The 13,861-nt window shown below is 55.6% G+C and carries 12 protein-coding genes; 2 read left to right on the forward strand and 10 right to left on the reverse strand.

The window, feature by feature from the left end:
* Nucleotides 1–3 precede the first annotated feature (3 nt).
* A complete protein-coding gene (locus IG617_RS12330) occupies nt 4–936 on the forward strand; it encodes a carbohydrate kinase family protein (RefSeq protein ID WP_192109506.1) in 933 nt (310 codons plus the stop codon).
* A 15-nt stretch (nt 937–951) separates the two neighbouring features.
* Here IG617_RS12330 and IG617_RS12335 read toward each other — a convergent pair whose 3' ends face one another.
* The 10 genes from IG617_RS12335 to cofD form a co-directional block, all read right to left on the reverse strand.
* Nucleotides 952–2,337 carry a mannose-1-phosphate guanylyltransferase/mannose-6-phosphate isomerase gene (locus tag IG617_RS12335; RefSeq protein WP_192109507.1) on the reverse strand — a complete coding sequence of 462 codons (1,386 nt, stop codon included), beginning with the start codon at nt 2,335–2,337 and terminating at the stop codon, nt 952–954.
* Between the two features lie 181 nt (nt 2,338–2,518).
* Nucleotides 2,519–3,346, reverse strand: coding sequence for a heme ABC transporter ATP-binding protein (locus tag IG617_RS12340; protein ID WP_254170527.1), 828 nt, complete (start codon nt 3,344–3,346; stop codon nt 2,519–2,521).
* Between the two features lie 14 nt (nt 3,347–3,360).
* Complete coding sequence (locus IG617_RS12345) at nt 3,361–4,494, reverse strand: FecCD family ABC transporter permease (protein ID WP_420826150.1); 1,134 nt, start codon at nt 4,492–4,494, stop codon at nt 3,361–3,363.
* 8 nt (nt 4,495–4,502) lie between these two features.
* Entirely contained in the window at nt 4,503–5,390 is an 888-nt protein-coding gene (locus IG617_RS12350; protein ID WP_192109509.1) for a heme/hemin ABC transporter substrate-binding protein, read from the reverse strand.
* Nucleotides 5,387–6,463 carry a hemin-degrading factor gene (locus IG617_RS12355; RefSeq protein WP_192109510.1) on the reverse strand — a complete coding sequence of 359 codons (1,077 nt, stop codon included), beginning with the start codon at nt 6,461–6,463 and terminating at the stop codon, nt 5,387–5,389. The genes IG617_RS12350 and IG617_RS12355 overlap by 4 nt, the downstream gene beginning before the upstream one ends.
* Before the next feature lie 213 nt (nt 6,464–6,676).
* Nucleotides 6,677–7,435, reverse strand: coding sequence for a coenzyme F420-0:L-glutamate ligase (cofE, locus tag IG617_RS12360; RefSeq protein ID WP_192109511.1), 759 nt, complete (start codon nt 7,433–7,435; stop codon nt 6,677–6,679).
* A 7-nt stretch (nt 7,436–7,442) separates the two neighbouring features.
* Nucleotides 7,443–8,447, reverse strand: a complete 1,005-nt coding sequence (fgd, locus tag IG617_RS12365; protein WP_192109512.1) for a glucose-6-phosphate dehydrogenase (coenzyme-F420) — start codon at nt 8,445–8,447, stop codon at nt 7,443–7,445.
* Between the two features lie 33 nt (nt 8,448–8,480).
* On the reverse strand, nt 8,481–10,859 hold the full coding sequence (gene cofH / locus IG617_RS12370) for a 5-amino-6-(D-ribitylamino)uracil--L-tyrosine 4-hydroxyphenyl transferase CofH (RefSeq protein ID WP_192109513.1): 2,379 nt from the start codon (nt 10,857–10,859) through the stop codon (nt 8,481–8,483).
* Entirely contained in the window at nt 10,856–11,524 is a 669-nt protein-coding gene (gene cofC, locus IG617_RS12375) for a 2-phospho-L-lactate guanylyltransferase (RefSeq protein ID WP_192109514.1), read from the reverse strand. The genes cofH and cofC overlap by 4 nt, the downstream gene beginning before the upstream one ends.
* Nucleotides 11,521–12,492, reverse strand: a complete 972-nt coding sequence (gene cofD, locus IG617_RS12380) for a 2-phospho-L-lactate transferase (RefSeq protein ID WP_338109970.1) — start codon at nt 12,490–12,492, stop codon at nt 11,521–11,523. The genes cofC and cofD overlap by 4 nt, the downstream gene beginning before the upstream one ends.
* A 216-nt stretch (nt 12,493–12,708) precedes the next feature.
* Between cofD and IG617_RS12385 the strand changes: the two genes are divergently transcribed.
* Nucleotides 12,709–13,776 carry a TIGR03842 family LLM class F420-dependent oxidoreductase gene (locus tag IG617_RS12385; protein WP_254170528.1) on the forward strand — a complete coding sequence of 356 codons (1,068 nt, stop codon included), beginning with the start codon at nt 12,709–12,711 and terminating at the stop codon, nt 13,774–13,776.
* Nucleotides 13,777–13,861 lie beyond the last annotated feature (85 nt).

Here is a 13,861-nt window from a genome sequence, read left to right on the forward strand (position 1 = left end):
ATTATGATCCTGTGCTGCGGTGAAGCGCTTATCGACATGATCCCGGAGAAGAGCGCTTCCGGGCAATTGGCATTTGTGCCCCATCCCGGTGGCGCCGTTTTCAATACGGCGATTGCCCTGGGGCGACTTGGCGTGAAGACCGGGATGCTGACCGGCCTTTCGACCGATCTCTTCGGAGTGCAGTTGGAGGGGGCTCTTACCGCAAGTGGCGTCGATGTAGGGCCTTCCATCCTTAGCGACCTGCCGACCACTCTAGCTTTTGTTCAGCTAAATGAGGGTCAGGCCACCTACACGTTCTATGATGAAAATTCGGCTGGCCGAATGCTCGACCCCTCAGATATTCCAGCGCTAGATTCAGCAGTCGAAGCATTGTTTTTTGGTGGGATCAGCTTGGCCGTCGAGCCCTGCGCGGATGTCTATGCGGACTTGCTAGTGGGGCAATCGGACCAGAAGGTGGTCATGATTGATCCCAACATCAGGCCTGGATTCATCCGTGACTATGCTCGTTATCGTCTGCGGCTTGATCGGATGTTGCGGAGTGCCGATATCGTCAAAGTCTCAGACGAAGATCTCGACTGGATTTTGCCCGGACCTCAGTCTGTTAGGGAAAAAGCTCAGGTTATTCTAAACTTGGGAGTGTCTGTCGTGCTGGTCACACAAGGCACGAAAGGGGCTGTCGGTTTTACCGCTTCTGGTCTCGAGGTATCTGCGCCGGGCCTTTCAGTGAAAGTGGCCGATACGGTTGGAGCTGGTGATACTTTCAACGCAGGTGTTTTGGCCATTTTGCAAGAGAGCGGGGTACTTCAGCGGAGCACCATTGCTAATGTGTCCGAAGGCACGCTTACGAAAGCGCTGGCACTCGGCACGCGGGCAGCTGCAATTACCGTTTCGCGGGCAGGTGCAAATCCGCCGCGGCGCGATGAGCTTTCCGCCTAAATACCATTCTACCTCTTACGAATGCCGCAGGATGTCGTCGGCATCCAGATAGGTTCCTGACTGAACCTCGATCATGCGTACGGGAATCTTTCCGGGATTATACAACTTGTGCTGGGCCCCAAAAGGAACAAACGCCGACTGGTTCTCAGTGAGCAGTTCGGCTTTTCCTTCGATGGTGATCTCAACGGTTCCTGATACGACCACCCAATGCTCGGCACGGTGCAAGTGGCTTTGAAGAGTGAGGCCTTTTCCCGGTTTGATCATCATCGACTGGACAGAAAACCTGTCGCCGGAATTGATCCGTTCGGTCCAGCCCCAGAGCTTGTAGGCACGGGGGTGTGCGTTGACTTCCTCCCGCCCTTCGTTCTCCAGTGCTTCAACAATCTTCTTTACGTCCTGGGCCTTGTCCTTGTGGGCAACAAGGACGCTGTCGCGTGTGGAAATAACAAGAACATCGGAAAGGCCTATTACCGACACCAGACCGTCGTCTGCGTAGGCGAGACAATTCTGCGATCCGAGGAACCGTGTATCGCCAAGTCCACTGTTACCTTCTGGATCTTTGTCGAGGACATCCCAGATCGCGGACCAGGATCCGAGATCATCCCACTGCGGGGCCATGGGAACACAAGAGATATTTGGCGCTTTTTCCATGATTGCATAGTCGATCGAGATGCTTTCGATCTTGGCAAAGGCGTCCGCGTCCAGACGAGTGAAATCCAGGTCTTCTGTGCGTGTCGCCAGAGCCGCGCGAATATCTGCCATCAACTGAGGCTGGTGTGTTTCGAATGCGTCGATCATCGCTTTTGCGGAGTAAAGAAAAATCCCCGCGTTCCAGACGTAGTTGTGATCTGCAAGAAACTTTTTTGCTGTCAAAAGGTCGGGCTTTTCGACAAAGGCCGCGACTTTTCTGACAGGGTCGGCGCCGTCCTCAAGCTGAATATAGCCATATCCTGTATTGGGCTCGTGCGGGGTAATACCGAAAGTCACGATTTGCCCGGAAAGTGCGGCGTCTGATGCGTTCTCAATTGCTTGCCGGAAGACATTCTCCTCGCCGATCAGATGATCAGACGGGAGTAGAAGCACAAGCGCCTCAGGATCTTTTTCGTCTGCTAACAGAGCTGCCATGGCGGCCGGTGCGGCCGTGTTGCGACCCATGGGTTCGAGAAGAATGGTGTCCGCCTCTACACCTGTTTCCCCAAGCTGTTCACCCATCAGAAAGCGATGGTTGTTGTTTCCGATCACAATCGGAGCGCCGAAGGTCTCTCCTTGAACGCGCTTTATGGTTTTCTGGAAAAGGCTTTCGCCATTGAAAATAGGCAGGAATTGTTTCGGCCGGTCCTTACGGGAGAGGGGCCAAAGCCGCGAGCCGATGCCGCCCGACAGAACACAAGGAAAAATCATTAGAATTTATCATCCAAAAAAAGCTGCAATCTCCGAGCTCTTTTATGGAAGCATCCAAGAGAAAAAGCAAAGTCGAACCGCGACCTCAAACATTGGCTCCTGGCACGGGCGCTTATCCAAGGCGCACGCTTGAGTCTACCAGGCTTTCAGGTTGGTGGTGCCGTTATGCCTACACGGATTGCTAGCCATGTCTCGCGAGGACAATTGGCGCGCTGCGCCCATCTACATGAGATACTTGAACGTCGTGGTCATAAGCGTCGGAAAGAATTTCGTCCTTGTAGACGGCGGCGACGCTTCCCATGATTTTCAGTTCACCGTTTCGAATGACCATGACGGTGTCGGCAAAGCTGGCCGTGAGATTGAGGTCATGCATAACGGCCAAGACACCGCCGCCGCGTCGAGCATAGTCGGCAGCAATGTTCATGATCTGGATTTGGTGCTTGATGTCCAGGCTGGAGACTGGTTCATCGAGAAAGAGCCAGCGGCGGCTACCATCTTCTGCTATCGGGCTCCAAACTTGGCATAGGACGCGGGCGAGCTGGACACGTTGCTGTTCCCCGCCGGAGAGCGATTGATACTGCCTGCCCTCAAAGCCTTCCAGGTCAACCATGCCAAGCGCTTCGAAAATTCGGTTGCGGCGCTGCTTCGCTGTTCCAACAGTGTCATTGCGTAAGACGCCAAGACTGACGACCTCAGAAACCGTTAGCGGAAACGCGAGAACCGTATGCTGGGGAAGCACCCCTCGCCGCAAGGCCAGGGTTTCCGCTCTGATGGTGCTTAGGCTCTCGCCATTGAGCGTAACCCGGCCAGAATAGGAGAGTTCGCCGGTCAGTGCCTTCAAGAGGGTGCTTTTGCCGGATCCGTTCGGCCCCAAAATGGTATGAAAGAGCCCTGGCTCGGCTACAAAACTGAGATCCTTGATGACAGGCGCTCGATTGTAACCTACCTCAAGGCCAAACGCCTCAAGGCTTCCTGTGGGTGAGTTCTTCGAAATTTGTTGAGGCTTCAAGGCTGTGTTCTCCATCAAAAGCTGCTCAGGCCGCGTTTGCGAAGGAGGAGCCAAAGGAAAAACGGTGCGCCGACGAATGCGGTCAGAATACCGATGGGCAGCTCTGCTGGAGCAACTATTGTTCGGCTTATGGTGTCTGTTGCGATGAGAAAGCTTGCGCCCAAAAGAGCTGATGCCGGCAAAAGGTAGCGATGGTCGGGACCTATGGTCAGCCTAAGAAGGTGCGGAACGATGATCCCTACGAAACCAATCCCTCCGCTTACCGCGACCGAAGCGCCGGAAGCAGCAGCGACCATGATGATGCTGATATTTTTCAGACGCTGAACGCGAACGCCCATGTGGCCCGCGGCCGCTTCTCCGAGCATCAATGCGTTCAAGCCATTTGCAAGAATGGGCAATAGGAAGAGCGTTGTGCAGATCAGTGGCGCGGCCGCAAAAACCTTTTCCCAGGAAGCTCCGGCGAGGGACCCCAATCCCCAGAAAGTCAGGTCTCTGAGCTGCTGGTCATCGGCAACATAGACGAGAAGGCCAGTGATCGCGCCAGCAAAGGCGCCAAGAGCAATGCCCGCCAGAAGCAGCGTGGCCACGGAGGTAACACCGCCTCGAGTGCCTATTCGATAGAGCAGCCATGTAGAACAAAGGCCTCCGCCAAAGGCTGCAAGGGGAAGGGCGTAGATCCCAAAGATCGAGACGATCGGGGCAAGAGTTGTTCCTCCTAGGACGATGAGGCTTGCGGCACCGAGACCAGCTCCGGCGGAAACGCCGACAATGCCTGGGTCCGCTAAGGGGTTCCTGAAAAGACCTTGCATCACCGCTCCAGAAACGGCGAGGGCGGAGCCGACGAGCGCTCCGAGGAGCGTTCTGGGTAACCGGATTTCACTCAGTACGATCCAGTCCCGCAAGTTTATGCCTGCCAGAGACTCTTCTGAGCCACTAAGCAGGTTTATTAGGTAGTGCTGAATCACATCAAGAACCGGGATTTTGATCGGTCCTATCGTCAGGCTCGCAGATATGGCGAGTATCAGGACCACGACGAGGGCGAAAATAACCTGCCGCGCGAGTAAATCCCGCATTCCGGTCGGTTGTTTTTCCACCATTGCCGCGGTCATCCGGCCTGCGCCCAGCCGTTTGAGCGAAATCTCGATCATGTCGCGTGTCAGCCGCCGAACTCAGTCAACTTTGCAGCCAGTTCGTGAATGACCTCCGGTGTGCGAGGGCCAAACCCCAAGAGGTAGTTTCCTGGCATTTGGATAAGTCGTTTGTTTTCACCAGCAGGCGTAAGCGAGACGGCCGGATGGTCAAATAGTGTCTGCGCAGAGGCGCCGTGATCTCGTCCATTGCTCATCATTAGGATCACATCTGGCGCAGCCTCCAGAATGGCCTCATCGGTGAGCTGTTTGTAACCGGCAAAGTCTTTCGTTGCGTTTTCCGCACCGACTAACTTGAGAATACCGCTTGCTGCGGTCTTGTCGCCTGACGCCAGGATTCTGCCGCCTTTGGCGGACAGGACGAACAGAACCTTGATATCTTTGGTTCGGTTCGCATTTTCCTCTGCCGCGCTCGAGAGTGCGAGCCTCAGATCGTCATTCAAGGCCTTTGCTTTTTCCGTAACACCGAGGGCTTCACCGACGGCTTGTACCTTTTGGAGTATCCCTTCGCCGGAATAATCCTCTGGAATGCCGACGATAGGAATTCCGGATTTTGCCAATAGCTCCAGCGTCTCAGGCGGTCCCGCTCCATCAAGCATCAGGATCATGTCAGGCGATACCGACAAAACACCTTCAGGCGATAGCGCGCGTATATAGCCGACATCCGGAAGCTCCGTTGCTTCTGGAGGAAAGGTGCTGGTTGTGTCGCGAGCAATGAGGCGGTCTTCTTCACCAAGAGCATAGACGATCTCGGTCACGGATCCACCGATGGCTACGATGCGTTCTGCCGCTGCCTGTTCGGCAGTTGCTGCGCCTTGCAGAAAGAGGTGGCTTCCTAAGAGCGCTGTTGCAAAGAGAAAAACAAAGCGGCTCGAAAATGTGGATCTGAAGCTCATGAGGCAACTCCGATTGCGGCATTGGTGGGAACCTGAGGAAGTCTTTCGATCAGATCCCGCCATTCCGAGCGCTCGACCGAGCCTTCTTTTCTGACGCCAAAGAACTGAATGATCAGGTTGTCATTCTCGTCGTAGACTTCGATCGACGTCACGTGTTCAATGTCGGCGGGCTTGCGGACAGCCCAAACGCTGGCAATGTGGTCGGTGCGCAAGTGAAGGTGAAAGGTTGGATCAAGCACGTTGATCCAGAGCCCTTTGTCCATGACTGTTTCAATCGCACCGGAGTGGATTTGGATGCAGCCCTTGTTGCCGACGAAACACATGATCGGTAGAGCTTCATTTGCGGCCAGGTGCAGCATTGCAGCAACCGCGCTTTCATCCAGCTTCCATGCCCATTGGTGCCCGGCAACTTCCAGTGCGCTTAGGCGATGCAAGCCCAGATCTTTCAGCATGCCATGGAACTGATGCGGATCCGTGAGCCCTTGCCAGCGCTTCCGAAGCGTTTCTCCGGCTTCTGCAGATGCTGGTTTGCGATCCGTTTCTGAGTGAGCTTTTTCCTCGAATTCGATTTCTGCGTCCTGATCCGAAAGCAGGAGTTTGTCGATCAGGTTGTTCCAGCCTTCAAGATCTGTTTTCGGCCGAGCGTGAACCTTGAATACAGCTTCTCCTGTCGCATCAAAGAACTGGAGAGATCTGCGTAGGTTCTCGCCGTCCTGTCGTTCAACGGCGTAGCCGTGCGCCCAAACAGCTGGGAACATGCGCATGTCGATCTGCTCACCGAGCATCAATGCTGCCCGCTTGCCATTCACGAATTTCTCGAATGGACCAATCTTCTCATGCACGGCGCTTTCGTTCCGCGTCAGCGCCATCACTTCACCGACTTCCTTGAGGCCATTGAAGAGAACGTCAAAGTTCGCCGCAATGCGACGCACACCATGTCCGCAGAACGCTGCCAGAAGCTTTGCCTCTGAGATTTCGAGCATGTTCGCCAGATCCCGGTCCCGCATGTTTGAGTGTTGTTCTCTCATGCGACGGATCTGTGCGCGGTCGGTTTTCGAAAACTGTTCGGTCATGGCTTCGCCTTCAATCAATAATATGATTTCTATATTCATATTATTGAGGGGCATCAATAGCTGAGTATAAAACTCATATATTATGCATGGTCGAAGGTGCTTTGGACCGTCCTTGGGGGCAGGCTTTGCGGACGGGTAGCTCTTAAGAATTTGGCTGTGAGAGCGCGTATTCGCCGACTGAGCGGCATCTTTGCAATTCAAAGAAAAAGTAAACTAGCGGAAGAGGTCATCTTCCAAAGGTCTGATGAGGGAAGCTGCCGGCACCTCCCTCGAAGGCGCGAGCCCCTGAACCAGAACCACAGGACAGCCCTCGTTTCCCTGACCCATCAAGAGAGATGCAGCTGAGGCGAGCTCGTCTGCGTGAGCGACCGTTGAGACCTTCAATTCTCGCCCATAAAGATCTCTCTCGCCGCGGATGTCCATAAAGCTCGTCACGCCTGCTGCACCAATGGCTACGCCGGTTGTGCCGTTGCGAAATGGTCTGCCGAAGCTGTCAGCGATCACAACGCCGAGAGGAACGTCGAGCCGTTCCAATAGCGCGGCTCTCAGGCGAGCGGCAGAAGCATCAGGATCAATCGGCAAAAGCAGCAGTGCGCCGTTTTCACTGCCTTCGACGTTGGATTGATCAATGCCTGCCTGCGCCATGACCCAACCGCATCGGTGGCGAACCACGAGAACGCCTTTTCGCTTGCGAACGACTTCCGTGCTCTCATCCAGAATGGCTTGCACTAGCCGCGGGTCTTTGTCGGTTTCCTCTGCAAGATCAAGAGCATCTTGGCCAGGCGTAATATCGGCCAGGTTTCGAAAGCGATCCTCCGCTTTCGAAACAACCTTTTGCGCAATGACCACGACGTCACCCCTGCCGAGCGCAACTTGCTGACGCTTGAGCCCTTTGGCGACGAGGTTGGCAAGGTCGTCGCCCGGATTGACCAACGGAAAATCATCAAGGGTCGTGAGTGTCAGTCGAGCCATGATGTCGTTAGCCGTAGGCGTTCCGAAGTCGCGGCAAGACGTCTGCCGCAAATTGCTTCAGGAAGCGCGTCTGATCTGGCCCTGGAGCATGAAAGACGAAGTGATTGAAACCGAGGTCGACGTAGGGCTTCAATCGTTCGACGACCTCATCGGCATCTGAAGTGACAATCCATCGACTTGCGGTTTGATCGGATGAAAGACTGTCGGCTAACTTCTCCATTTCCAGAGGGTCTTCGACCGTCATCTTCTGTTCCGGTGTCAAGGCAAGAGCGCCCCAGAAACGGGTGTCTTCCTTCGCGCGGTCCAGATTTGTGTCGAAAGACAGTTTCACTTCAATCATTCGGTCGACGTCTGATGCTTGTCGTTCCTGTTGGGTGATCCCGGCTTCTAGGTTCGGAATGAGCGTTTCTGAGTATAGTGCTGGAGCCTTGCCAGATGTACAGATGAAGCCGTCGCCGAAACGGCCGGCATATTTTGCGATCATTGGACCGGCTGCGGCAACATAAATCGGAACCGGGTTTTCCGGTCTGTCATAAATCGTTGCGCTCTCGGTCTTGTAGTAGTCCCCCTCAAAGCTTACACGCTCTTCGGTCCATAGTTTGCGGATCAGCCGGACTGCTTCGCGCAGGCGTGCGAAACGTTCCTTCCGTTCCGGCCACTCACAGCCAATTGCAGGAACCTCGTTGAGGCCTTCGCCAGTTCCGATTCCAAGGATAATGCGGTCAGGAAACATTGAGCCCAACGTGCCAAAGCTCTGAGCGATCATCGACGGATGGTGACGGAAGGTCGGGGTCAGAACCGAGGTTCCCAGCGCGATGCGGCTGGTTCTTGCACCGACTGCGCCAAGCCAGACGAGAGCGTGCGGGGCGTGGCCGCCCGTGTGCCGCCAAGGCTGAAAATGATCGGAGATAAACGCACTGTCCAGGCCGACTTCCTCGGCCAGGATTGCGAACTCCATCAGTTCGTGAGGCCGAAACTGTTCGGCGGAAGCCTTGTATCCAATGCGCAGCATTGCGATCCCTTTGCTGTAATCGTTTTTGTCTGGTCAGGCGTTCAAGCGGTCGCGTTGCTTGCGTGCCTTGAATGGCGTGTTGGTCATGTCCTGAAGCGGGGCGGCTTGCATGGCACGTTGCCGGCGTTCCTCTGGTACATGGCCATATACGGTTGAACGCTGAAATGGTTTGCGCCCGACTGAATGAATCAGGTCTTCCATCTGCCATGGGGCAAACTCTTGCCCATGAACGGCGCCGGCTGCACGCGTAATGCTTTCATTCATCAAAGTGCCGCCCATATCATCTGCGCCGGAGTTTAGGCAGGCGGCCGCGCCTTCGGGGCCCATTTTAACCCATGACGCCTGAATGTGGTCGATTGCACCGTGGAGTACGATGCGAGCAATGGCATGCATCAAGACCGCCTCCCGCCAGGTGGGCCCTTTCCTCGACTGACCGCGCAGGTAGATTGGAGCCTCCAGTGCAACGAAGGGGAGCGGAACGAACTCGGTGAAGCCGCCGTGTTCGAGTTGATGAGCGCGAAGACGGAGTAGGTGTCTCGCCCAATGTTTCGGCTGTTCGATGTGGCCATACATGATGGTCGACGTGCTCTTCAGGCCAATAGAATGAGCTGCGCGCATGACCTGAAACCATTGATCTGTCGTGATCTTGTCCGGTGCGATCTTTGTTCGAACTTCATCATCGAGGATTTCGGCGGCTGTTCCGGGCAAGGACGAAAGCCCTGCCTCCTTCAATTTGAGAAGGTAGTCCGTAAGCGGCAGATCCAGGGTTGCCGCGCCTTGCCAAATCTCCAAAGGCGAGAAAGCGTGGATATGAATATCTGGAGCAGCTTGTTTCGCATGCCGCAGAAGGTTCAGATAAGTTTCGCCCGTATAGCCGGGATGGATGCCACCCTGCAGGCAGATTTCAGTGCCACCTCTCGCCCAAGCTTCCGAAACACGCCTTGAAAACTCCTCCATATCGAGATCGTAAGCTGGGCCCCGGAGTTCTTCATGCGTCTTGCCCTTTGAAAATGCACAGAACGTGCAGCCGTAGGTGCAGACATTTGTGTAATTGATGTTCCGGGTCACGACGTAGTGAACGCGGTCGCTATTTGTCGCTTTGCGCAGCTGATCTGCATGAGCACAGACCGCATGGAAACTGTCACCGCGCGCGGAAAACAGCCGGACAATCTGCTCTTCAGTCAAGACGGTTTTGGGCGCGAGGTTCAGTATCGCCTGGATTTCGGGGTCAACGCCGCCGCCTTTGCGGATCTCTGGCGGCTTCTTATCTGAACCTGGGGTCCAGGTACCTTCAAAGGCGAGCCCTTCGCCGTCTGATGCTCTCAAGACGGATCTAACCATTCGGGGAGCGATCCAGTCATCGGCCCGGTGAATGAAGGAGGGATAGATCGTCAAGCGCGGCGCTAGCGTTTTGCCTTCGCTTGCGGTGATCTTGGCGAGTTTCTCGATGCTCGGCCAGGGGGCTTCGGGGTTGACGTGGTCGATGGTGACTGGTGAGACGCCGCCCCAGTCATTGATGCCGGCTTGAAGCAGTTCCTCACCAGTGCCAGCTGCGAGATTGGGGGGGGCTTGGAGGCTGATTTCCATCGGCAAGATCATCCGTGCCGCTGCAATCGCCCATTGATGTTCGATTGGGTCGGCCGGCGGGAAGGCGCGCATCTTGGTGTCCGGCTTGGGCAAGAAGTTTTGTATGATAACTTCTTGAATGTGCCCAAATTCCGAGTGTGCATCCCGAATGGCCAGAAGAGCCTCAACAGTTTCCCGTCGGGTTTCACCGATTCCGATCAGCAGGCCGGTGGTGAAGGGAACCTGAGCTTTTCCCGCAGCTTCAAGGGCGGCAAGTCTTGCTGCTGGTTCCTTATCTGGGCTGCCGAAATGAGGGCCGCCGCGCGCGGACAGTCGCTGTGAGGTCGTCTCAAGCATCATGCCCATGGAAGCTGCCGTCGGTTTAAGCTTTTCGAATTCGGCAGTCGTCAATGTGCCCGGATTGAGGTGGGGCAGGAGGTTCGTCTGGTCTCTGACCAGGCCAGCCACGTGGGCCAGATAGTCAACAGTTGTTTCGAAACCGAGCTCATCGAGAGCTTCCCGCGCGGGCCGGTAACGAAGTTCCGGTTTCTCGCCAAGTGTGAACAATGCCTCCTGACAGCCTGCCTGCTCTCCCTTCCTGGCGAGATCAAGCACTTCCTCAGGCGACAGAAAAACCTTCTGACCTGCCTTCAATGGTTTGGCAAAGGTGCAGTAGTGGCAGACATCCCGGCAGGCCATCGTCAGCGGAATGAAGACTTTGGGCGAATAGGTTACGAGGGACCCAAATGCAGCGTCACGTCTTGTACGGGCGCGATGCATGAGGCCATGAATGTCCGTTTCGGCAATCAGCGCTTCAAGGTCTAGGTCGCGGAGAGAGTGGGTCATGATACCTCCTTGAGAGGCCAATGGCTGCTGAGACAGAAGGTTTCGAGCGCCCGCTTGGTATGTTCACCAGGCGCATGCTGCCAAATTCTGTAAAGGTCGGACGGATTATCGAGATCGGCGCCGACGCGGACGCTTTTCAAGGATGTGGCTTCATAGCCTAGGTCTTTGGCCTGGCTGATGTGACGCTGATAGCTTGCCGGGCCGAAAGCATAGGGAAAGTCTGTCATAGCACCTGTCAGGAGCATGTTGGTGCCATCTCCTTCATGGTCGGGAGAGAGGACGATCTGTGTTGGTGTACGGCGTGCTGCAATAAAGTCGTCGATATCACTCGCTCTAGCTGCGGGAAGATCTGCCGGAATGATGATGAGGTCGACGGCTCCAAGCCGGTTTTGTAGCGTCATTCTACCGGCGGTCAGGGCATCGTTCAGATCCTGGGTTTGATCGTCGATGACGCAAGCGCCGGCCAATCTTGCAATCTCGGCAGCCTCAGGATCCTTCGTTACAACGGCTATGCCGTCCAGGCCTTCCGCAAGCGCCGTGGCAGAGAGCGTGTCCCTAAACATTGCCCGCGCAAGTATCGCCCGCTGTTTGGGTGTCAAAATGCTTGAAAGCCGCGATTTGGCCTCTGCAAAAACTTTCACTGGAATGAGTGCCCAGATCGTCATGGCGTTTGCTCGCTTAGAAGGCGCTGGGCGAAATCCAGTGCAGTTCGCGCAAGCCTGCGCTTGGCAGTCATGTCAACCATCATGGTATCGGCGAGTGCAACAGGAAGGCCGCTGCCGATCGTCTGGAACTCTGGCGCATCGTCTGCGTCCTGTTCATCAAGCAAATAGCCGTCATAGATATCTGCATGTGCCGCCGCGGCGGTCGATGCCTTCACGGGCAGGCCAAAGCCTCGCATCATCGACGCCGTTGGTCCCTTGATTGCTTTGCCTCCGACGACCGGCGTGACGCCGATAACCGGTGCCGGGCTATCGATGAGCGCCTGACGAAGCCCAGGCACAGCCAGGATGGGGTCGATGGACAGGTATGGATTGGAAGGGCACACAATGATTGCAGCAAGGTCGGGGTCGCCGAGAGCGCTCGCGACTTCTGCCGTCATGCTTGACTCGCTGGCGCCTCTGAAAACCACTTCTTCGACAGTTGGCTCAGCTCTCTTTGCGACAAACCAGTCGTGAAAGTCGTAGTTTCCATCAGAGCAACGAAGCTGCGTCGATACGGGCATGTCAGCCATCGGCAGGAGCTGGCATTCCAGACCAAATGACTTTGCGAAGTCGATGGTGATTTCGGTCAGCCTGTCCCCACGGGCAAGCCGCATGGTTCGAAGCAGATTGGTGCCAAGGTCCTTGTCGCCGATGTTGAACCAGATGTCTTCGCCGAGCTCGCGCAATGAGTTCATCGCGTTCCAACTCTCGTCTTTACGTCCCCAGCCGCGCTCAAGATCGGCTCGACCCGACAGTGTGTAGAGCTGAGTGTCGATGTCGGGCGTGACAAACAGGCCATAGTGCGCTGAATCATCACCGGTGTTGACGATCACCGTCAGGTCCTGCGGGTTCATTTCAGCTGCCAGACCCTGCGAGAGCTTTGCGCCGCCTACGCCGCCGGAAAGCGCTATGATTTTACTTTTGGTCACGCACGACACCTGTTTCCCGTGGACGCATCTTCCGTAGCCTGCATGATTTGGAGACTTTCGGTGGCCGGTCTTCACTCTGCCACGCTGGGCCTTGGCTGGTGAGAACAGTCTTGAGGATTGCCTCATTTTTAGCTTTGATCAAGGAGTCGGCAGAAATTTTTTATCAAATGGTCAAAAATAGTTGACGGCGGCGCCAGTTCGCTGGAGATTTCCACCATGACAATCGCGTTGCAGGTAGCGGTGCCGGCAACGAAGACCGAGGGGAAAACCGCGATGGAATTCGGAATTTGCTTCAAGGGATTTGTGGAGGCCGACCGTGCAAAAGCACTGGTGCGGCAGGCGGAGAACGCCGGCTTCACCTACTGCTGGTTCTACGATAGCCACATTCTCTGGCGTGACAGCTATGTCGCGATGGCCATGTGTATGGAGCACACCAAGCACATGCGCTTTGGTCCCTGTGTGACCAATCCCAACAGCCGTGACTGGTCAGTCGCCGCCAGCCTCTTCGGTTCGCTCGCCAAGCAGTCTGGCGACCGGTTCGACATCGGCATCGGCCGAGGCGACAGCGCCGTTCGCGTGATGGGGAAAAAGCCTGCGACGCTCAAGCGGCTTGAAGAATTTACCGATGTGATGCGGAAGCTGATCAAAGGTGAGGAGGCACAATACGGCGAATGTCCTGAACCTGTGCAATTCCCCTGGGCGGTTGGTCATGAGCCACCGATGTGGATCGCGGCTTACGGCCCCAAGGCTCTGGCAACAGCCGGGCGTGTTGGCGACGGCCTCATCCTGCAGATCGCGGAGCCGGGTATCTGTAAGTGGCTTGGAGATCAGGCCAAAAAGGCGGGTGAAGAAGCAGGGCGTGACATGTCTGGCTACCGCATCATGGCGGCGGCGCCGGCCTACACCGGGGATATCGAATATGCCCGAGAGAAGGTGAAATGGTTCCCTGCAATGGTCGGCAATCATGTGGCCGATATTGTCGAGAAGTATGGTTCGGATTCAGATTTGGTGCCCGCAAGTCTGACGTCCTACATCGAGAAGCGCCGTGGCTATGATTATTCAAAGCACGGTCAGAGCGATAACCCGTTCCTCGACTTCATCACCGATGAGATCGTGGACGCGTTCACCATCCTGGGCACTGCGGATCAGCACATTGCAAAGCTGAAAGAGCTTGAGACAGCAGGAGTGACCCAGTTCAACATCTATCTCGACAGCGGCGATGAAGAGAAAATCATTGCTGATTATGCCGAGAAGATCATCCCGGGCTTCCAAGCTGCATCGTAAGCGAAAGCAGCTTCAAGCGATCTGATGGCGGGGAGGGGCTTTTGAAGCAACCTTGTTCGCCGTCGGATCAAAAGCGTGAAAACCG

This window comes from Roseibium polysiphoniae (assembly GCF_014842925.1).
GTDB lineage: Bacteria > Pseudomonadota > Alphaproteobacteria > Rhizobiales > Stappiaceae > Roseibium > Roseibium polysiphoniae.

Excerpts from the sequence above, each read along its gene's own strand:
- IG617_RS12330 (WP_192109506.1), top strand. The coding sequence starts at position 4 with ATGATCCTGTGCTGCGGTGAAGCGCTTATCGACATGATCCCGGAGAAG.
- IG617_RS12335 (WP_192109507.1), bottom strand. The coding sequence starts at position 2,337 with ATGATTTTTCCTTGTGTTCTGTCGGGCGGCATCGGCTCGCGGCTTTGG.
- IG617_RS12345 (WP_420826150.1), bottom strand. The coding sequence starts at position 4,494 with ATGATCGAGATTTCGCTCAAACGGCTGGGCGCAGGCCGGATGACCGCG.
- IG617_RS12350 (WP_192109509.1), bottom strand. The coding sequence starts at position 5,390 with ATGAGCTTCAGATCCACATTTTCGAGCCGCTTTGTTTTTCTCTTTGCA.
- IG617_RS12355 (WP_192109510.1), bottom strand. The coding sequence starts at position 6,463 with ATGACCGAACAGTTTTCGAAAACCGACCGCGCACAGATCCGTCGCATG.
- cofE (WP_192109511.1), bottom strand. The coding sequence starts at position 7,435 with ATGGCTCGACTGACACTCACGACCCTTGATGATTTTCCGTTGGTCAAT.
- fgd (WP_192109512.1), bottom strand. The coding sequence starts at position 8,447 with ATGCTGCGCATTGGATACAAGGCTTCCGCCGAACAGTTTCGGCCTCAC.
- cofH (WP_192109513.1), bottom strand. The coding sequence starts at position 10,859 with ATGACCCACTCTCTCCGCGACCTAGACCTTGAAGCGCTGATTGCCGAA.
- cofC (WP_192109514.1), bottom strand. The coding sequence starts at position 11,524 with ATGACGATCTGGGCACTCATTCCAGTGAAAGTTTTTGCAGAGGCCAAA.
- IG617_RS12385 (WP_254170528.1), top strand. The coding sequence starts at position 12,709 with ATGACAATCGCGTTGCAGGTAGCGGTGCCGGCAACGAAGACCGAGGGG.